This is a genomic window from Candidatus Palauibacter sp. (genome assembly GCF_965197445.1).
In the GTDB taxonomy this organism is placed as follows: domain Bacteria; phylum Gemmatimonadota; class Gemmatimonadetes; order Palauibacterales; family Palauibacteraceae; genus Palauibacter.
On the sequence record NZ_CBDANE010000005.1, the window covers coordinates 1,568,298 to 1,588,503 of the forward strand.

Sequence of the window (20,206 nt, forward strand, 5' to 3'; positions counted from 1 at the left end):
CACAGGCCGTCGCGCAGACGGCCGCCACATGAACCCGGACACCGGCGGAGTACAGTGACAATGAAGCTCTACGATCTCTCACAGCCGCTCAATCAGGACTGCTTCTTCTGGCCCTATTATCCTCCGTTCGAAGTCAAATATATAAAGCGCAAAGTCGAACACGGGGTGAACGCACAGTACATCCAGACGTCGAACCACATGGGTACGCACCTCGACGCGCCGCGTCATTTCGTCACCAACGGGATGACGATCGACGAGATCCCGCTCGAGTGGCTGTACGGGGATGGGGTGATCGTCGACCTCCGCGACGAGATGACGGATCTTGCCGCGTACACACCCGAGATGATCGAGTCCCGCGTCGAAGTCCGAGACGGGGACCTCCTCATCCTCCACACAGGGTGGCACCGCTTCGGGCAGTTCGGCACCGAAGCGAACGAAGAGCGCTATGTCCACACCCACCCAGGGGCGCACCCGGACATGGTGAAGTGGCTCATCGACCGGAAGATCCGGATCTGGGGCGTGGACGTGATCTCCACGGACCATCCCATGAACCTCCCCATCGGACGTTTTCTGGGCAAAGGCACCTTCGGACACTGCGACCGGGTGCGGGCAATGGCCGAGCGCGTGTTCGGCAGTGCCGAGGCGGTGGACGAACTCTTCCCTGAGGAACACTATCAGCTCACGCACAATGCGCTGTTTCCGCACGAATGCATGCATATTGAGAACCTCGGGGGACAGATAGACGCGCCGGAACTCCAGAACCGGCGGTTGACCATCGGGTGTTTCCCCTGGAAGTTCAAGGGAGGGGAAGCCGCCTTCTGCCGCGTGGTGGCCTTCCTCGAGGATTAGAGAAAGTAAGAGAAAGAGAAAATGAGAGAGACGAGGAGAGAGACAATGACTATCCTCCGGCCTTTGAGAGCCGTCGTACTGTCTGCGGTCCTGCTGCTTCATGCAGCGACTCTGGCCGCGCAGAGCTACTCGTACGAGGGGTTGCTCGACTACATGGAGCAGGTCCGGAACGACAACGATCTGCCGGGTCTGTCGGTCGCGGTCGCGGTGGATGGGGAGATCGTCTTCTCGGAGGGCGTGGGCGTCGCCGAACTCGACAATCGCACGCCGACCACCGGCCGGACGGTCCACAACGTGGGGTCGGTGTCGAAGGTGCTGGCCGTCGTCGGCCTCATGCAGCTGGTGGAGCGGGGAAGGGTGGACCTCGACGCCACGCTCCAGACGTACATGCCGTGGTATCCGGAGCGGGAGCACCCCATCACGGTGCGCCACATCCTCACGCATACCTCCGGGATCCGGCACTACAACGGGGTCGAGTTCGGCCCCCACGACCTGCTCAGGCTGCGGCACTACGACGACTTCCAGGAGGCGACGGAGCTGTGGCGCGATGATCCGCTGGCCTACGAAACGGGGTCCGGCTGGATGTACTCCTCGCACGCGCACAACCTGCAACACGGTATCGTCGAGGCCGCGTCGGGGATGGCCTACGAGGAATACCTCAAGCGCTTCGTGTGGGAGCCGGCGGGCATGATGGCGACGCAGTTCGACGTTCCGTCCCGGGTGGTGCAGAACCGGGGCCACGGCTACGTGCGCGGGGAGTCCGGGCGCTTCATTCATCCGCCGCCGGAGGACCCGAGCTACAAGTACGCGGGCGGCGGGATCATCTCGAATGTGGACGACCTGGTCCGCTTCGCGCTCGCGATCAACGACGGTCGCCTGCTCGGCCCGGAGACGGTGGCCGAGATGCACCGGCCGCAGCTGGAGACGGGGATCCGGCAGATCGACCCCTCGACCCCCGACGGGCTGGGCGAGCCGATCACCCACGAGCAGGCGCTGGCGTGGTTCATCCGGACGGACCAGGCGGGGCGGCGCTACCCCAGCCATACGGGCACCGTGAAGGGAACCCGATCCTTCCTCGGCAACTGGAACGACTACGGCGTGGTGGTGGCGATCCAGACGAACGCGCTCCCCTTCGACTCGGCGCGGTACGGGGAGGCGATCGCCCAGATGTTCCTGCCCTAGCTGCGGCCGGCGGCGCCCGTGACGAAACCACACGATCCGGCGCTGCTCCCCGCCCGGGAGCAAGCCCGCCGCATTCGTGAAGGCGAGCTGAGCGCGGCCGAACTGCTTGCCGCGTGTAAGGCCCGGCTCGACCGGCACAACTCGGCCCTCAACGCGGTCGTTACGCTGAACCCTGCCGCCGAGGCGGAGGCGGCTGCGATCGATGCCGCCCTCGCCGCCGGTGCCGACCCGGGGCCTCTCGCCGGGCTCGTCGTCGGCATCAAGGACGTGACGGAGACGGCGGGTCTGCGGACGACGTACGGTTCGCCGCTCTTCGCCAATCATGTGCCCGAACGTGACGCGCTCGTGGTACGCCGCCTCCGGGAAGCCGGCGCCGTGATCCTCGGCAAGACGAACACCCCCGAGTTCGCCGCCGGCGGCAACACATGGAACGAGGTGTTCGGGGTCACGCGGAACCCGTGGGATCCCGCTTTGAGCGCCGGGGGTTCGACCGGAGGCGGAGCGGTCGCGCTCGCGACGGGCATGGTCTCGCTCGCGCAGGGAACGGACTTGGGCGGCTCGCTCCGGATCCCGGCCTCCTTCTGCGGGGTCGCCGGGCTTCGCCCCACGCCGGGGCTCGTCCCCACGGTTCCGGCGGCCTACCTGTGGGACGACCTGCAGGCTACGGGCCTCATGGGACGGGTGCCCGGGGACATCGCGCTGGGTCTGCGCGCGATCGCGGGACCGGATCCGGCTTCACCGGTGTGCGCACCGGAGCCCGCCTGGGACGCCGCCGAGGTGGATCTCGCCGGTTGCCGGTGGGCGTACGCGGGGGACATTGCGGGCATCGGGGTCGATCCCGGTGTGGAAGCGAGTTGCCGGGACGCTCTCGAATCGCTGCGGGCAGCGGGAACCGGCCCAAACGGAATCGTCGGGATCGACGAGATCGAGCTGGACCTCTCATACGCACGGGACGCGTTCCTCGCCCTGCGCGGACACTGGTTCGTCTCCCATTTCGAAGGTGACCTGGAGCGGATCGACGCCTTCGGGCCCAACGTGTCGGCCAACTTGCGGTCCGGGTTGTCGCTGACCCCGGCCCAGATCGGAGCGGCTGAGAACACGCGCCGCCGCGTGCGGGAGGCCCTGCTCAGCCTGTTCGAGCGTTACGATGCGCTCCTCACGCCGTGCATGGCCATCCCGCCGTTCCCCGTGGAGCAGAACTATCCGGAGACCGTCGGCGGACGGCCGATGGAGACGTACGTCGACTGGATCGCCCCGACCTTTCTGCTCTCGCTGCCGGGCCTCCCCGTGGCGTCCGTGCCCGCGGGGCTGGACCCGGCCGGACTACCCGTAGGCCTGCAGGTGGTGACGCCCCGGGTGGCGAAGCTCGGGCGCTCGCGGTCGCAGCGACCATCGCCCGCACGCGACCCCTCGGCCTTCCGCCGCTCGTCACGGACGGTTGACGTTCCCGCGGGAACGTCCGGGACCTTGACGCGCCGGTCTCGCGATGATCTTTCAAGTGTTCGACCCGGCCCCTGAGGGGCCACCCAGGACCCGAATCCGAGAAGCCCCATGACACCGTCATCCGACAACCCCGCTCCCGAGTTGTCCGGCGCCGCTCTGGACGCCTGTGTCCGTTTCCTCCAGCGACTCGTCCGCACGCAGTCCATGCCCGGTGAAGAGGGCGAGGTGGCGATGCTCGTCGCCTCCGAGATGCGGGCGCTCGGGTACGACGAGGTCGGTCACGACGAGGCCGGGAACGTCATCGGTCTCATCCGGGGCCGCGGCGACGCCCCGTCCGTGATGTTCAACACCCACCTCGATCACGTCGACGCCGGGGACCCGGCCGATTGGCCCCACCCGCCCTACGGCGGGGAGATCCACGACGGTGTGCTGTGGGGCCGCGGTGCAATCGACATCAAGGGACCGCTCGCCGCGCAGGTACACGGAGCCGCCCGGCTCATCGCTTCCGGAAGGCGGCCTCCCGGCGATGTCTATGTGACGGGGACCGTGCAGGAGGAAGTCGGGGGTCTCGGCGCGCGCTACATGGCGGAGACGCTCCGGCCCGATCTGGTCCTGATCGGCGAACCGAGCCGGAACGAGGTTCGCCGCGGACACCGCGGGAGGATCGAGCTGCGCGTCCAGGTCCGGGGCCGGATGGCCCACGCCTCGATGACGGATATCGGCCGCAATCCACTCACCGTGCTGGGACGTTTCCTGGCCGAACTCGAGGGCGTGGAGCTTCCGCATGACCCGGACCTGGGCACATGCACGATTGCGCCGACGCTCATCGGGACGGACCAGACGAGCGGCAACGTCATCCCGGGCCTCGCGGAAGTGACACTCGACTGCCGCACGGTGACGGGCCAGGACGCGGCCTCGCTCCGTGAGCACCTTCTCCCCATGCTGCGCGCGTGCGAGATCGAGGGTTCGAGCAGCGACATCCTGATCCCGCAGCACGAACGATCGAGTTACGCGGGGTACGAGATGACGTACCCGGCGGACAACCCGGCGCTTTCGCTTCCCGCCGACCATGCCGCGATTCGGACGGCGGCCGAGGTCCTGGCCGGCCCGCTCGGGTCCGAACCTCCGGTGGGCGTCTGGGACTTTGCCACGGACGGCGGACATTTCGGGCTCGCGGGGATGACTGTGGCCGGCTTCGGCCCCGGCGACGACCGCCTGGCCCACACCGTCAACGAACACATCGTCATCGACGAACTCGCGACGGGCATCCGCGGGAACGCCGCCCTCGCTCTGCACTGGCCCTCGCGCTATGCCAAGGTGTAGATGCCCGGCTCCTCGCTGTTCGGGGTGGATGAGGGGCGGTAGAGTGGCGGTGCCGGCGGCGTCGGCCGGCGGTGCCCTTGCCGGTCCGCGATGTGCCCGGTGGTCTCCGGGGGTCGGCCGGGGCGGTTGGGGGGACTCGGAGCGGCTGGGCGGGACGGCGGCATGGCGGAGCGTGGACTGTTCGAGCGGGCGCTGGGACTCGAGTGGCCGTGGCGGGTGAAGCGGACGGAGTTCGACGCGGCGGAGCGCCGCCTGGACCTGCATCTGGACTTCGAGCCGGGCGGGACGTTCGACTGCCCCTCGTGCGGGCGGGAGGGCTGCAAGGCGCACGACTCGAGCCCGAAGCGATGGCGGCACCTGGACTTCTTTCAGCACCGGGCCTACCTGCACGCGCGGGTGCCGCGGGTCAGGTGTCCGGCGTGCGGGGTGAGGCAGGCGAAGGTGCCGTGGGCGGAGCCGGGCTCGGGCTTCACGCTGTGGTTCGAGGCGCTGGTGGTGGCCCTGGCGCGGGAGATGCCGGTGCGGGCGGTGGCCCGGCTGGTGGGCGAGCACGACACGCGGCTGTGGCGGTTGCTGAAGCGCCGCGTGGGGGAGGCCCGGGCGGAGGCGGACTTCTCCCAGGTGCGCGCGGTGGCGGTGGACGAGACGGCGTGCCGGCGGGGCCACGACTACATCACGCTGTTCGCGGATCTGGACCGTTCGCGGCTTCTGTACGCGACGCCGGGACGCGACGCTTCGGTCGTGCGCCGCTTCCGGGAGGACCTCGAGGCACACGGGGGGCGCGCCTCGAGCGTCCGAGACTGTGCATGGACATGTCGGCCGCGTACATGAAGGGGGCGCGGGAGGCGTTCCCGGAGGCCGGCGTCACCTTCGACCGCTTCCACGTGCAGCGGGTCATGAACCGGGCGGTGGATGAGGTGAGGCGCGCCGAGCGCAAGGAGCGCCCCGAGCTGAACCGCACCCGCTACCTGTGGCTCAAGAGGCGCGGCGGGCTCACCGCCTCCCAGCGCGAGTGGATCGGCGAACTGCTCGATCCGTCGCGGCGGAGCCTGAAGACGGCCCTCGCCTACCGGTTCAAGCTCGCCTTCGAGGCGTTCTGGGATCTCCCGCCCCGGCTGGCCGAGGTCTACCTCGAGAGATGGTGTTTTTGGGTCGGCAAAAGCGGTCTCCAGCCCGTCATCGACACGGCGAAGACGATCAAGAAGCACTGGGACGGCATCCTCCTCTGGTTCCGCTCGAGGATCACCAACGGCATGATCGAGGGCATCAACTCCTTGGTCCAGGCCGCCAAGGCCAGAGCCCGAGGCTACCGGACCACCGAGAACTTCATCACCATCGCCCTATCTCGTGTGCGGCAAACTCCACTTCAACCTACCCACCTGAAACAGCGAGGAGCCAGATGCCCTACCCCATCTTAGAGTTGGATTCGCCGCGCTGTCTGAAGTCCCAACCCGTCTTGCGGCTCGGCCGGGGTGTCAAATGGAATCACGATGTCCCGACCAAACGGATACGCGGCCACGATTCGTTCCTGTCGTGGCGCAGTCACGCAAGGGCTTCGTTAGGCGATGCAGGAATTCGCCACGAACTTCGTCAACCTGATTGCGGACAACCTTCGGGATCGTTACGAGAACGGCTTCCCGATCCTGAAAGAGCTGATTCAGAATGCCGACGATGCCAAAGCCCGTACGCTGATCTTCGGACGCCATCCCGGCTTCTCGAAAGCATCTCATCCGTTGCTTCAGGGCCCCGGTCTTTGGTTCTTTAACGACGGCGATTTCACGAAGAGCGACGCAGACGCCCTCCGCTCCTTCGGAATTACCAGCAAGGGAGGCGACCCCCGTACCATCGGGAAGTTCGGCCTAGGAATGAAGAGCGTGTTCCATCTCTGCGAGGCGGAACCTGCCAACGACTTTGAGACACATGACGATTCAGTTTAGTGAACCCTCCTTTCGCCCGTTGGCCGGCTCTGCTCCATCGGCCGCCGTGACGGGGATCGCGCGGTTGATCCAGACCTCCGCCGGTAGTTCCGCGGCCCTCGGCGGGCCACCCACGAAGCGGTTGGGCCGGGCGGCGTAGGCCGCGGCCAGCACGTTCCGGCGGTGCTCGATCACCTCGGGGGCGCGGCCGAGGTGGACCTGCTGGGGCGTGAGCAGGCCGATGCCGCCGTGCCGGTGTTCGGTGTTGTACCACTGGAAGAACTCCCGGCAGAAGTCCTTCGCCTCCTCGATGCAACCGAACCGGCCGGGGAAGCCCGGGTGGTACTTGACGGTCTTGAAGTGCGCCTCCGAGTAGGGGTTGTCGTTCGAGACCCGGGGGCGGCCCAGCGACTGCGTGACGCCGAGGTCGGCCAGGAGCTGCGCCGTGCACTTGGCCGTCATGGGAGATCCCCTGTCCGAGTGCAGCGTGAGCACCCGGGGCTCAACACCGTGCTTGAGACACGTCTCGCCAACCAGGTGTCCGGCCAGGCCGGCGGTCTCGCGCTCCGCCACCAGCCATCCGGTGGCGTAGCGGCTGAAGATGTCCAGAATGACGTAGAGATAGAAGTACCGCCACTTCTCCGGCCCGAGGAGCCGCGTGATATCCCAGGACCACACCTCGTTGGGCGCGCGCGCCACGATCTCGGGCTTCGGGTGGTTCGGGTGGCTGCGCTGGGCCCGGCGCTCCCGGACCGCCCGGTTCTCGGCCAGGACGCGGTACATCGTCCGCTCCGAACACAGATGGACGCCCTCGTCCAGCAGCGTCGCGTACACTTCCGCGGGAGCGCGGTCCGCGAAGCGCGGCGAGCACAGCACGCCGAAGACCTCCGTGCGCTCCGCTTCGCCCAGGGCCCGGGCGGGAGCCGGCCGGGGCCGCCGCTGCCCGGTCTTCGGCCTCCGGCGACGGTAGAACGTGGCGCGCGCGACCCCGAGGGCCTCGCACGCCGCGCGTACGCCCACATGCCCGGCCAGATCCCCGGCCGCGCTCAAGAGCGCTTCCCGTCCCCGGGGCTCACGCCCAGCAGCCCCGCAACTTTTCCCTGGACATCGATGATGATGCGCGCCTTGCGGAGTTCCTCGCGCAGCCGCGCGTTCTCCCGCTCCAGCTTCCGCACCTTCCTCGCCTCACGCTTCCCGTCCGAGGGCCTCGGGCCGCGCTTCTTCGCCAGCCCCCTGAGCGACCCCTCCCGCGCCGCCTTCCGCCACGACGACAGGTGCGAACTGTACAGCCCCTCGCGCCGAAGCAACTCTCCGATCTCGCCCGGCGTCCGGCAGGCGTCCGCCTGCTCCACGATCGAAAGCTTGTATGCCGCCGTGAAACGCCGCCGCGTCGCCTTCGCCGACACCTCCGGATCCGGCCCCGCTGCCGCGCTTCGCTTGCCCTCCCCCGAAGGGAGGGGCGTTCCGTTCAACTTCATTCCTTTTCCTCGTTCCATCCTTCATCTCCCTGCCTCGCCCTACTCTAATCTCTTTCTCCCTTCGTGTCTCGCGCGTGTTGGCAGAGAGGGAGGTGTTCTTCTACGTGGGATCCGATGGGGAGAATCCATACGAGGAGGCCCTCACTCCTTGGAAGCCAGATGATCGCCCGGAATGGAATGAGATTAGCGTTGATTGGGAACTTCTGAGGACCTGGGGCGAGCGCTTCCAAGGCGCTCACGGAGCCCACAGTTGGTTCCTCCTGTGGCTTCCTCTCCGAAAGAGACGGCACCTGCTCTCGGGCGACGAATCGCGAGCGATTATCCGCCGTTTTCCCGGTGATCCGACTTCCGGTAACGATCCAACCGGCGAGCTCGCCTTCCTGGATGACGCGAAACTCGCCTACGAAATCGGTGCAATCCTTCCCTTGCTGCGGCATCTGCGGCGCGTAGAGCACAAGGACATAGAACGCGAGGACAAGGAGAGGAATCGCTTCGTCGTTCGGCTCGACGGCACGCCACGCCTCTTGAGCGATTTCAGTGAATTTCCCGAAAACGTGGATCGTCAGATTAGGGTGGACGGTCAAATCCTGCTGGAAGATGGTTGTCCGCCGCTTTCCTTCTCTGGAGTGAGGATCGACAGTTGCGACGTGGACTTTGCCGCCATGAAGGAGCACGAGGCGTGGCCCCGCACCCGATACCGCGACGCATTTCAGCGGGAACAGGAGGAAAAGGACAATGCGTCGCCACAGGGGGCGGTCCTATTCTCTTCCGGCCCGTTGGCCGCGGCGTGCTCTCGACTTCAATGGGCGGTGTTCCTGCCGGTGGAGGGCGATTCCGAAGACTTTGATCACGATCACGGAGCCGGCCACGGAAAGCGGATACACTCGTTGACTCTGCACGGTCAATTCTTCCTGGATGCCGGACGGAGGAAGATACAGGGGTCGGAACACCTGCACGAAGAACTTGAGGCTCTGGGTGATTCCGGCATCGACGAACCCTCGTTGTGCAGGCGCTGGAATCAGCGATTGGCGCAGGATGTCGTATTACCGCTCGTGCTGCCCGCCCTGAAGCACTACGTGAGCCAACATAAGCTGTCAGACGAAGAGTGCGGCGCGCTTGCCGAAACCCTCATGGGGTCCCGGTGGTTCAAGTCATTCAGGCAGTATGTCTGCCAAAATGCCGTGTGGATGCGCACCTTGCAGTCCGGAGAGAGTCCTGGCTGGCGACTGATCGTGGGCGATTGCCGATCTCGGCTACGTCCAGTTCCCAAGCCCCCAGACGCCGCCCCGCAGCGGCCGTGGAAGGTCTTTCCTAGGCTCGTCGACTGCAACGTGGTGCCATACGATATGGAAGCCCCCGGCCTACGACGTCAGTCTCCCCAATATCGGTGGCATGAGTCTGAGATCGTGATCCTGCTGTCCCGGATCCATGGACTGTTCACGGATGCTCCGGCCATGACGTACTTGGCCGACTTCCTAGACTCGTGCGCGGCAGACTGCCTGTCCGCGGAGGCCGTACAAGACAAGCTACTCTTGGTGTTGAGGGATGGTTTGCGCGCCGGTGCACCCGAGGCTCGCCGTAAGGTTGCGGCTAAAGCGCGACGACTCGTTGGCTTCGTGGCACCGGAGAGACGACTAACTCTCTCGTCGGATCTGCCGGAGTCGGTCCTCCAGGACTTATGGGGAATCGACGTTCCGGTCTTGTTGGTCCCCAGGGGCTTGGAGGCGTACGAACTCGGACGTGCCCTACCGGACGAGCTGGCGCTCGCCGAATGGCTCAGAGCGTTGGACCGCACCCTTGGCTCGCATGACGCGGAGGAAGCGCAGGAGCCGATTCTCTTAGTGGCGCAGGGGCTGCTGAGCGCCTTGCCCGCTGACGACCGCTGGCGCTTTCTCCAGAGGGAGGGCAATCGGAGGCTTAGGGTCGTCGGCGTGACGGACGCGCGCGATGGCACGAGGAAGCCCGTTTCCGTGGCGGACATCCAACGCGTGCGGGAAGCGGGAACACTGTTCCGCTTCGTAGAAGGACTGCGCGGTCGGCAGATGGGAATCGCGCCCGAGCTTGCCGCGACGCTTCCAGACGCGGATGTCTGGCTCGTCAATAAAGAGGTTCACGACCTCCTACGCGAGCGCAGGTCGCAAAGCGACGACCGGCTCCCGTCCGCGAACGATGTGCGCGCTTGCTTGGCGGCCGTGGCGCTTGTGAGCAGGGGCCGGCTGGGAGACGTTGGCGACCGTCGGCGACTGCTCGTGAAGGCGAACGACCCGGGCACGGACCAGGACGCCCGGCGTGGTCTTCGACTTCTCTTGCACGGCACTCTCGACTGTCGCACGATCGATCAGGCTCGGCTGCGGGTCAGCCGTCATGACCAGCATTCTGCTTGGCCCAAGCTCTGGACCGGATTGCACGAAGGCGACGGATGGCGCTTGATTCCCGAGGATCTGGCCGACGCGATTCCCGAAGGCCAGTGGCACGCGGCCGGTGTCCACCCGATAAGACCTCGCGCACTGATTGACAAGCTGCGCGAGACCGAGGGCCAAGGCATTGCGGTGCCCGAGGAGTTCTCCATCGAACAGCGCAACGAGATTCTCTCACGCATCGAGGACGAGGATCTTTGGCGGCGTCTGCCTTTACACACCACACCGGATAGCGTCCTCGTATCGGCTGATCGCCAACGGGTCTATCTGGCGCCCTCGCGGGACACGGGTCCGTTGTGCGGCGAAGCCATCTTGATCGAACGAAGCGGGCATCCCGTCGTTGCCCAGCAGCAGGATCGCTGGCTGCGACCCCTAGACCGAACTTCCGCAGCCCGGAACGCGGCAAGTTGTTGCGACGTGGTCACATGACTCGATTTCGGGGGTGTACGCTACTGGGTACGGGTCACGGTTTGACGCCGAGGAGCCGGAAGGCCTCGGCCTGAAGGGGGGTGGGACGGGCGAGGATGTCGGCGGCCGGGGCTCCGGGCGCGACGGGTCGGACGCGGTTTTTGGTGAGGGTGGCGAGGTCGGCCAGGAGTGTCCGGAAGCTGTGGACGGGCAGCCCCTCGGGAGTGCGCTTGCGGGCGGCCTTGGCGCGCGCGGCGGGCGAGGGTCTCGCGGGCGCGACGGGCGAGGCGCGTTGGGCCTCGGCGGCGTCGGGGTCGTCGTCGTCGAAGAGCAGCGGGGCGAGGGCGCGTCTCATGTGCCACTCGACGTAATAGGCGAGCATGCAGAGGAAGACGTGGGCCCGCACGCGCCCCTCGAGGCGGTGGTGGACGGGACGGACCTTGAGGTCGACGCTCTTGAAGCTTCGGAAGGCGCGCTCCACGCGGCTGAGGCTCTTGTAGGAGCGGACCACGTCCCCGGCCGGCAGTTCGTCGGCGGGCACGTTGGTGCGGATGACGTAGATGCCGTCCAGGGCCGCCTCGGCGGCGATGCGCTCCTCGTTGCGCGCGTACGCGAAGCGGCCGTCCCCGGCGACCTCGGTGTCGAAGTGCTTGCCGACCTTGCGGGATCGCAGGGCGCGGTCGGCGCGCACGGCGATCTTCTCGGGGTCGGTGAGCGGGCTCCGCTCGCGCCGCGTGGCCGCGGCGACCTTCTCCAGCTCGCGTTCGGTGGCCTCGAGGAGTTCCTCGCGCTTGCGGGCGCGCTCGGCGGCCAGGAGCGGGTTGCGGCACGCGACCAGCCGCTCCCCGGGATAGTCGGGCGACTCGATCTCGGCGAGGTTCCGCTCGTCGAAGAGCGACAGCTGGAGGTCGCCGCCGCCGGCGAGCTTGCGGATCGCGTCGGCGCGCAGGGCGGTGATCCACCCCAGCCCCGCGGGCCGCAGCTCCTCCCGGATGCGGGCGCCGGTGATGAGCCCCCGGTCGCCGACCAAGACGATCCGGGACAGGGAGAAGCGCTCGCGCAGCTTCGCCACCTGCGCGCCGACGACGCCCGGATCGGCGGTGTTGCCCTCGAACACCTCGACGGCCACCGGACACCCCTCTCCGTCGCACAGCAGCGCGAACACGATCTGGAGCTTGCCGCGTTTGCCGTCGCGGGAGTAGCCCCGCCTGGCGAGCGGACACTTGCGGCCCTCGAAGTAGGTCGAGGTCACGTCGCACAGCACCAGCGAGCCGTCCGCCAGGCGTCTCCCCGCCAGATGCCGCTCGATGCGGTCCCGGCGCCTCAGCAGCCAGTCCATGGCCCGGTACAGCTCGTCCGCGTCCGCGTCCTCGACGCCGAGCTCCCCGCCCAGCGTGTGACTCATGGTCTCCCCGCCAAGCGAGCGCGCGGTGGCCAGCTTCGAGCGGGGGTCGAGGACGCGGGCGACGATCATGGCGACGGCGAGCGCCCGCTCCCGGGACGGACGGCGGTCCAGCAGCTTCTCGAGCCCCAGGGCGCGAAGGGTGCCCAGGACGGCGGCGACGTGGCCGTGGGGCCGGGAGCGAAGGATCTCGAACGCGTCGTCCATCGAGGGAAGCGCGACGCCCCCCTTCAGGAGGATGCGGAGCCCCTCGACGAGTTCGTCGGGCCACTTCGAGAGGTTGGCCAGCGTGCGCTTCCTGACCTTGCCGCCCTCGCGGTAGGACTCGCGCAGAAGGACGGCGGGCGGGGAGTTCCGGTTGGGGACGCGCTCGATGTACATGGACATAAACATAACGCATACAACACATCGTGGCAACGCTATGCATCTTACGTTACATGGGTACCGCGAACCGCGCATGAAGCCGCGTATGCGGTTCCCCGTTAACGAGTTACGGCCTGCAGCGGCCCCGATTCACGCGGAAGTTCGGCCTAGACGACCGGGCGAGGATCGAAATCGCTCTGCGAGCCGAAGAACCCTCATGTTACTGGCGCCTCGTCATGGATGCGCTGCGCGCCATAGACGAAGGTGTGATCGGCGACGATTTGCGCGCCGTGCTGCGGAGCCGGGCTTGGCTGCCTGCGGCTTCCGGCTCGCCGGTCAAGCCCGACGATGTCATCGACCTCCAGGCGTCTTTGCGCGACGAAGCTCACCGGCTCGTGGCCGAACATCGATCGGCTCACGGTCCCGTTTTCGCGGTCCCCGAGGACCTGCATGACGACATCCAGAAGCATCAAGCGTGGAGGCGGCTGCAGGGAGCTTTCTCCTCGGGCACCGACGGCATAGAGCGTCTCGGATTGCTGCTTACCGATCTGTCGGACTACCACATCGGCGAATGGCCGGAGCATCCGGAGCCTGACCAATTGGCGCTGCTAGCTCGTTGCCGTCGGCTTCCGGGCTGGCGCCTGCTGGCCACGGCTGCGGATGGTCCGTTCTGTTTGGAGACAGTTTGGGACAAACTGGGGTCAGCACTCTCGAGAAGGATCGATGTCGAAAGATTGGTGAGTGTACTGAACTGGATCAGCGAGGGCGATGACCGTAGGCCGCTCCGCAAATCAATCCATGATATCTATCTGCGGCAGCTACCGAATCACGGTTTGACAGCGGCCCAGCTCTCGCGCCTGCGTCTCGCGTCGGCCGACGGACGGTGGCAACCGGCCTCAAGACTATGCCACGGCTATCATGGTGTCGTGTCCACCAGCGCGCTTGACGCGAGCCAGGGACGCATCCTCAAAGCCGTCATCTGTAGCGGCAGTTCCGGCACTGGACGGCCTGACCACTCCGGGGCTCCCTCGGCCCCCGCCTTTTGGGAGGCCCGGCCACAGGCCAGGGATAAGCTGCGCTGCTACTTCCAACCGTGGGAGCACCTCGTGCCGAAGCCTATGATTGGCGTGGTACTGGGGCTCTTGGGTCGCGCCCTACGCGATCTGGCCGAGCAATACCTGCATCCGCACAGTTTCGAATGGTTTGTACAGAAACTCCCGAGATCATCACGGACGAAGCTGGAACTCATCTCGGTCGGCTTCGAGCTGCAGACGCAAGACAAAGTAGCCGTATCCAACCTCCTGGGCGAACCAATGAGCGTTGCCCTTGAACCGGAGTCGGCCACGCTTCTCGTCGGCGCAGTGGCTCCGCACGGCGTCGACGGATACATGGTCACGATGCGCTTTATTGATCCCGGTAGCCTCCAGCCGGAGCGCTCAGCCGAACTGCTGCGTGCCACGGCAGAAAGGCTCTCTCGCGAACTCCTCACGGCACATGCGGACTTCGGAAGCCTGTGGCGAGAGCTGGACCAGACAGATCAACTGGAGATCGGGATTGCTCGTCGGCTGATCTTGGATCATGTCCCGTTTTACCTCAGGCAGCTCTCGGTGAGAAGCGAGCAGGTCGAGCAACAACTGTTGATCTGCGATTCGTGCCGCCGCCGGATCGCGGAGGCGGAGGCAGGCGGGCAGTCGGCCGAACTCGCAAGGGAGGATCTACACGGAGCCCTTGAGGAACTCGCCGAGCGAATCGACGGTAGCCCGCATGAACAGCAAGCGGTCCTGCAAGCTGTCAAGAACAAACTCCAGCAATATCAGTACGATCCTTCCAGTATCCCGTTCGAACTTTTCCAGAACGCCGACGACGCCGTCATTGAGCTGGGTGAGCTTCGCGCTATTGAGTCAAAGAACTGTAACGTTCCGGAGTCGGCCCGGCGGTTTGTGGTGGAGGAGCGAGCTGATGGACTCGGTTTCCTGCACTGGGGACGACCGGTCAACGCCCGTGGTCCGGTCGACTTTGACGGTGAGCGCCGGGGTTATGACCGCGACTTGGAAAAGATGCTCATCTTGTCCGCGTCCGATAAGCCCGGGGACGAGCGCGTAACCGGCAAGTTCGGCTTGGGGTTCAAGAGCGTGTTGCTGGCCTGCGACCAGCCCCGGCTCCTCAGCGACCGGCTGGCCGTGCGCGTGGTCGCGGGTATCCTGCCGCAGCCTTGGGATGATGCTCAGGAGACACGGCGGCGCCTGACGGAACTTGGTACCGATTCGGAGCTGCCCGGCACGCTCATTGATCTGCCGGAAGTAGGGGCTGAACTTCGGGATAGGGTCCTGGAGCGATTCCGGGATCTCGCGGGTATCCAATGCGCCTTCGGACGGGCTGTCCGGTCGATCGAATGCGTTGGAGCGTCGGAGGCGAGTTGGGGCTGGCAACCGCGTTCCATTTTTCCGGGCGTGGAAGTAGGTGAGTTGGACCTGCAGGGTGACGGAGGTGACCGCACGACGGCTCTCTGTGTCCGCACGGACAGTGGCACCCTGCTCATGGCCTTGGGACCACAAGGATTCCGCCCGCTGCCCGACACGGTTCCCGCCCTATGGGTCACGGCACCCACTCACGAGTCGTCGGCCGTTGGCTTCGCCGTCAACGGCAGCTTCGATCTGGATGCCGGCCGCGGTCGTCTGGCGGGCGACACCGCCAACAACGTCAAAAAGGCGGGACGAATCGGGCGTGAGGTCGGCGACGCTCTCAGCCCCCTGTTGGATCACTCGCACGAGGATTGGGGCTCGGTGCGATCCGACCTGCGACTGGCAGCGAACCTCGATGCAGTGGATTTCTGGGAGAGCGTTTGGATTGGGCTGACCAAGGGCTGTCTGGGGCGGGTTCGAGACAGTGCAGCGGAACTCCTGCGAAGGGTGGCACTGGCGGCGGTCGCTCGCCTGTGCGAGCGCCCTGGCGCGATCCCCAACGGGTTGGGGGAACCGTTGCGCGGGTTCGCGGATGCGAACCAGATCAGGTACGAACTGAGCGGGGTTCTGCTGTGCGAGGATGTCGGGGCGACACTAAGTGCCTGGCCGCGTTTCGCCAGCCATTACCCCGGACGCAGTTGCGTCTCCAAGAAGATTGCGGACATTCTGCGGCAGGCGAGTCTGAGAAGCCTTCAAACTCTCGATCTCTCAACATTGTTGGGCGTGTTGGAGCGCTGCAGGACGGAGCCGGACGATGCCGATGTGCTGGGACGGGTGCTGTTTCTGACCGAGGAAGCGTCGGACTGGTTGTCGGACGATTTGCGCGAGCGGCTGGGCAAGCTGCTGTTTCGGTCCGAAGCGGGCGGGTGGGTCGAGGCCCGCAGACTGTTGGCGCTTCACGGGACCGGCCTCGATCCCGATGAGGCCCGACGGCACGCGGTGGCACCCCCCCAGCACCGCCTGCATGCTGACTACTACGTGGGGGCGGAGGAGGGCCGGTGTCCGGCCGTGGCCTTCTTCTTGGCTTGCCGGCGACGCATGGACGCACCGGTCGAGAAGATCGCGGAATGGGTGTTAAATGCAGGCTCCGTTGGGGCACGTGCGAGAGCCCTTGAATACCTTGCAGACGGCGACCATGGCGACCGGGTCGCTGAATGCGTACGCGGAAAGGATTGGTTACAGTCGGCGCTCTCGGTTCCTAAGCTCACCGAGGGCCTCACGGAAGAACAGATTCAAAGGCTTCGTCGCCGGCTGGTCCCAGTAGACTGGATTTCCACTTACTGTCCACCGGAACCAGTAGAGCCAATCCATTCCCGGGGCGACTTGCCCAAAGTGATGAATAGACTCTACCGCTGGTGGTCCGGAAACCCCAACCAGAGGCATGAGTATCGGGCGCGGCGGCTGTATCCCGAGATCCCTTGGAGACTACACTTCGGGCCAGATGACACGGGCCGAATCGACCGCCCGTCATGGTTCCTGCTCCTCGCGCTGGGCAGCTTCCAAGGCATGGGGCGTACCCGCGAAGAGCAGCACCGCAGCTTCGTGCAGCGATGTCAGAGGCGCGGATGGTGGGACATCTTTGCCTCATCCGATCCTCAGGAGAGATCCGAGGAGTGGATGAATATCATCGATGAGTACGCCGAAGAGCAAGATGACGATGAGGAATGGGCGCAATGGATGGCCCAATTCCCTAGGCTCTATCGGATTAGTCGTTGGCTGGATGATTATGCGGACCTGTTCCTATCGTTGGACTCCTTCGAAGGCAGTTTTGACTTGCAGACGGTACTTTCCCCGCGGTCGGACTCGGAACTGCAGGGAGGCGGTATCGACCCACCGCCGCTTACGAGAACGCTGAGGCTCGGTTCCCACGTCGTTGTCCGGGAGCTTCTGTATCACGGTGTGCTCCGGAACCCGCTGGCGGTTCCACATGCTTACGCGCCGATCGCCCGAATTCGGGATTTCTTCGAAAAGTTTGGCGTCGAGGTCCAAAAAGCGGAGGATATTCATAGGTATCTAAGGAAGCACCTGGGCGAGGACGGCGCGAAGTTCGGCAGAGATTATGATATTCCATTGCGGTTCATTACTTCGAGTCGCGGCGAGGAGTTGCGGGATCAACTGTTGCAGGGCGAACCGTGATGAACGTGTCCCGGTGTGTGACCAGCGAAGAAGTCTTTTCTGCATGACCGGAGGGGGAGCTGACGATGTTTAGGAGGGAACAGCAAGTTCACCATCCGGACTTCGGAACCGGTAGCGTGATCGTGGACGAAGGCGACACGGTGGTGGTCCGGTTCACCGATCGGATCGAATCCTGCGCAGCAAGCAGCCTGACTCGACGCATGGGGATCGATGATGCCGTGAGCCTTGGCCATTGGTCTCCTGCGCTCGACCTCACTCTCAAGGCGCAGGCCGCCGCCATACGCTCACTGAACGATGCTTGGGGAGTGTTCTCGCGCTCCCGCATCGATTTGCTTCCCCACCAACTGTGGGTCTGCCACCGGGTTCTCCAACAGTGGCCAATTCGGCTGCTCATCGCGGACGATGTGGGTCTCGGTAAGACGATCGAGGCCGGCCTGGTCCTGTGGCCGCTGCTGTCCAGCGGCCGGGTACGGCGGCTTCTGATCCTGACGCCCGCGTCGCTGGTCGAGCAATGGCAATTCCGATTGCGGACGCTCTTCGACATCCGGATGTCTGCGTACCGCTCGGTGGTTGATCGGCCCAAGGCGGACTTTTGGGGTACCCACAACCAAGTTGTCGCATCCCTGCCGACCATGCGCGCGGACCGTGGCGGGCGCCACGAAAGGCTCTTAGATGCGCCCCCGTGGGACATGCTCATTGTAGATGAGGCACACCATCTCAACGCCGACGAGCAGACGGGCAAAACGCTCGGGTTTCAGCTCGTAGAACGCTTGGTAAGAGAGCAGCGGGTGGAGTCCTGCCTATTCTTCACGGGTACGCCACACCGAGGCAAATCGTACGGGTTTTGGGCCCTCATGGGGCTGCTTCGCCCAGACGCCTTTGGACCGCACCGGCCAGAACCGGAACAGCTATCGCGGCTAAGAGAGGTGTTGATCAGGAACCTCAAGCACAAGGCGACCGACATGGCCGGGAACCGGTTGTTCACGCCCGTGAACAACCGCCCCGAGACCTACGAATACACGGACGAGGAGCGCGACTTTTATGGGCTACTGACGCATTTCATTGTCGCCGGCAATGCCTACGCATCGGGGTTGCGCCAGACCGAGCAACGACAAGTAAGTCTGGTTCTGATCGCGATGCAGAAGATCGCATCCAGCTCCGTGGCGGCCATTCGTGCGGCGTTGCAACGGCGCCTGCACAAGTTGCGAGGGGAAGCCAAAGAACTCCGAGACCGTAACCATGCGGAGATCTCCGAAGGCAACGAGGAGGATGTCGATGCCTTGGAGGCACTCAACGGCTGGATGACCCGGCAGCGGTTTCGGTTGATCGAAGACGAACTCCCGCACCTCGAGGCTTTGCTTCAAGCCGCTGGAGAGATCGATGAGGAGAGCAAGATCAAGCGCATCGGAGAGATCATCGAAGACGAGTACCGAGACCGCTCGATCCTGTTGTTCACGGAGTACAAGGCGACGCAGGCCCTGATGGTGTCGACGTTGATGGCACGCTTCGGCGAGGGAAGCGTGGGGTTTATCAATGGTGACAATCGCCTCGAGGGCATCCGGCGACCATCCGGCGAGATGATTGTACGGGCGGAAGATCGGGAGGCTACGGCGGTCGCCTTCAACGAGGGTCGGCTCCGCTTCCTCGTTTCCACGGAGGCAGGCGGGGAGGGAATCGATCTTCAGGAGCGCTGCCACACTCTGATCCATGTGGACCTGCCCTGGAATCCGATGCGACTTCATCAGCGAGTCGGGCGGCTTCACCGTTACGGACAGAGGAACGCCGTCGATGTTGTGACTATCCGGAACCCGAGTACCGTGGAATCCAGAATCTGGGACAAGCTCGAGACTAAACTCAGTCACATTATGAAGGCGTTGGAGCATGCAATGGACGAGCCGGAGGATCTGATGCAGATGGTTCTCGGCATGGCTGGACCGCGCTTCTTCAACGAGTTGTTTTCGAGCGGAGAGCTCGTCCGGCGCGATCTCTTTGACGAGTGGTTCGACGCTAAGACCCGGACGCTGGGCGGGAAGTCAGCCATTAAGACCGTGACCGATTTGGTGGGGCACTGTCAGGGGTTCGACCTTTCGCAGCTCGACGACGTTCCGAAGAAGGACCTCCCGGATCTGGTTCCGTTCTTCCACGGAGCATTGTTGAGGAACGGGCGCAGATTCGGCCGCGAGAAAGGATCGTTTAGCTTCATTACGCCCGAAGCTTGGCGGGGTCCCCGCGGCGTACGGCAGCGCTACGAGGGATTGATCTTTCACAGGCAGCCGTGCGATGCGGAGGAGGCCAAGCGGATCGTGGGCGTCGGCCATCAGGCTTTTGACCAGGCGTTGTCCCAGGCTTTGGACGGAGAGGGGGCGCTAGCGGTGTTCGGGGAATCCGCACATCCGCTGGCGGTGTTTCGCGTTCAGGACGCTGTTACGGGAGGCCCCGGCCACTTGCGGCAGGTAGTCGTTGGCGTGACAACGGATGCGGGGAATCTGATCTTGCTACGGGACGACGAAGTGTTGGATCTGCTCAATCGACGCAAACCTGGACGGACCGAAGCGGACATCTCGGCCCGACCAACTTCGCTGGATTCGGTTTCGGCTTGGTTGGACCGGGCTCGCAAGCATGCCGATGGAGAAGTCCATGGCCTCAGGCTCCCGTTCCGGAAGCCGCTGCTGACCGACTTGGTCTTGTTCTGGCCGGAAGTTGGAAGCTGCGGGTGACACATCGCGCTCGTCCTGATGTGACCACTTGGCGGCAGGCGACGTCTCACAGGCTGAGCACGGAACGAGGAAGACGCCGGAGAACCCTGTGAGATCGACGACCGGAGCAG

At 65.1% G+C, this 20,206-nt stretch carries 10 protein-coding genes and 1 pseudogene; 9 read left to right on the plus strand and 2 right to left on the minus strand.

The window, feature by feature from the left end; all coding sequences use genetic code 11:
- The first annotated feature begins 60 nt into the window (after positions 1–60).
- From ACN9M6_RS14180 to ACN9M6_RS14205, 6 genes and pseudogenes are all read left to right on the plus strand, one after another.
- Positions 61–849, plus strand: a complete 789-nt coding sequence (locus ACN9M6_RS14180; RefSeq protein WP_419163534.1) for a cyclase family protein — start codon at positions 61–63, stop codon at positions 847–849.
- A 45-nt stretch (positions 850–894) separates the two neighbouring features.
- Positions 895–2,031 carry a serine hydrolase domain-containing protein gene (locus ACN9M6_RS14185; protein WP_419163535.1) on the plus strand — a complete coding sequence of 379 codons (1,137 nt, stop codon included), beginning with the start codon at positions 895–897 and terminating at the stop codon, positions 2,029–2,031.
- 18 nt (positions 2,032–2,049) lie between these two features.
- Positions 2,050–3,549, plus strand: coding sequence for an amidase (locus ACN9M6_RS14190; RefSeq protein ID WP_419163536.1), 1,500 nt, complete (start codon positions 2,050–2,052; stop codon positions 3,547–3,549).
- 33 nt (positions 3,550–3,582) lie between these two features.
- Entirely contained in the window at positions 3,583–4,797 is a 1,215-nt protein-coding gene (locus ACN9M6_RS14195; RefSeq protein WP_419163537.1) for a M20 family metallopeptidase, read from the plus strand.
- Positions 4,798–4,959: 162 nt separating this feature from the next.
- Positions 4,960–6,180: pseudogene (locus ACN9M6_RS14200) on the plus strand (ISL3 family transposase).
- 182 nt (positions 6,181–6,362) lie between these two features.
- Positions 6,363–6,734 (plus strand): sacsin N-terminal ATP-binding-like domain-containing protein, encoded by a 372-nt coding sequence (locus ACN9M6_RS14205; protein WP_419163538.1) that lies wholly within the window; start codon positions 6,363–6,365, stop codon positions 6,732–6,734.
- Here the strand turns inward: ACN9M6_RS14205 and ACN9M6_RS14210 are convergent.
- Positions 6,726–8,191, minus strand: a protein-coding gene (locus ACN9M6_RS14210; RefSeq protein ID WP_419163539.1) for an IS3 family transposase whose coding sequence is annotated in 2 segments (ribosomal slippage) — positions 6,726–7,813 and positions 7,813–8,191 — 1,467 coding nt in all. Because the reading frame shifts where the segments join, the coding sequence is not laid out codon by codon here. The genes ACN9M6_RS14205 and ACN9M6_RS14210 overlap by 9 nt on opposite strands.
- 92 nt (positions 8,192–8,283) lie before the next feature.
- Between ACN9M6_RS14210 and ACN9M6_RS14215 the strand changes: the two genes are divergently transcribed.
- Positions 8,284–11,037, plus strand: a complete 2,754-nt coding sequence (locus tag ACN9M6_RS14215; RefSeq protein ID WP_419163540.1) for a hypothetical protein — start codon at positions 8,284–8,286, stop codon at positions 11,035–11,037.
- Positions 11,038–11,071: 34 nt separating this feature from the next.
- On the opposite strand, the gene ACN9M6_RS14220 is transcribed toward ACN9M6_RS14215, so the two are convergent.
- Entirely contained in the window at positions 11,072–12,799 is a 1,728-nt protein-coding gene (locus ACN9M6_RS14220; RefSeq protein ID WP_419163767.1) for an IS1634 family transposase, read from the minus strand.
- Positions 12,800–13,017: 218 nt separating this feature from the next.
- On the opposite strand from ACN9M6_RS14220, the gene ACN9M6_RS14225 reads away from it, so the two are divergent.
- Together ACN9M6_RS14225 and ACN9M6_RS14230 are read left to right on the plus strand one after the other, a co-directional pair.
- Entirely contained in the window at positions 13,018–17,379 is a 4,362-nt protein-coding gene (locus ACN9M6_RS14225) for a hypothetical protein (protein ID WP_419163541.1), read from the plus strand.
- Positions 17,380–17,444: 65 nt separating this feature from the next.
- Positions 17,445–20,096 carry a DEAD/DEAH box helicase gene (locus tag ACN9M6_RS14230; RefSeq protein WP_419163542.1) on the plus strand — a complete coding sequence of 884 codons (2,652 nt, stop codon included), beginning with the start codon at positions 17,445–17,447 and terminating at the stop codon, positions 20,094–20,096.
- Positions 20,097–20,206 lie beyond the last annotated feature (110 nt).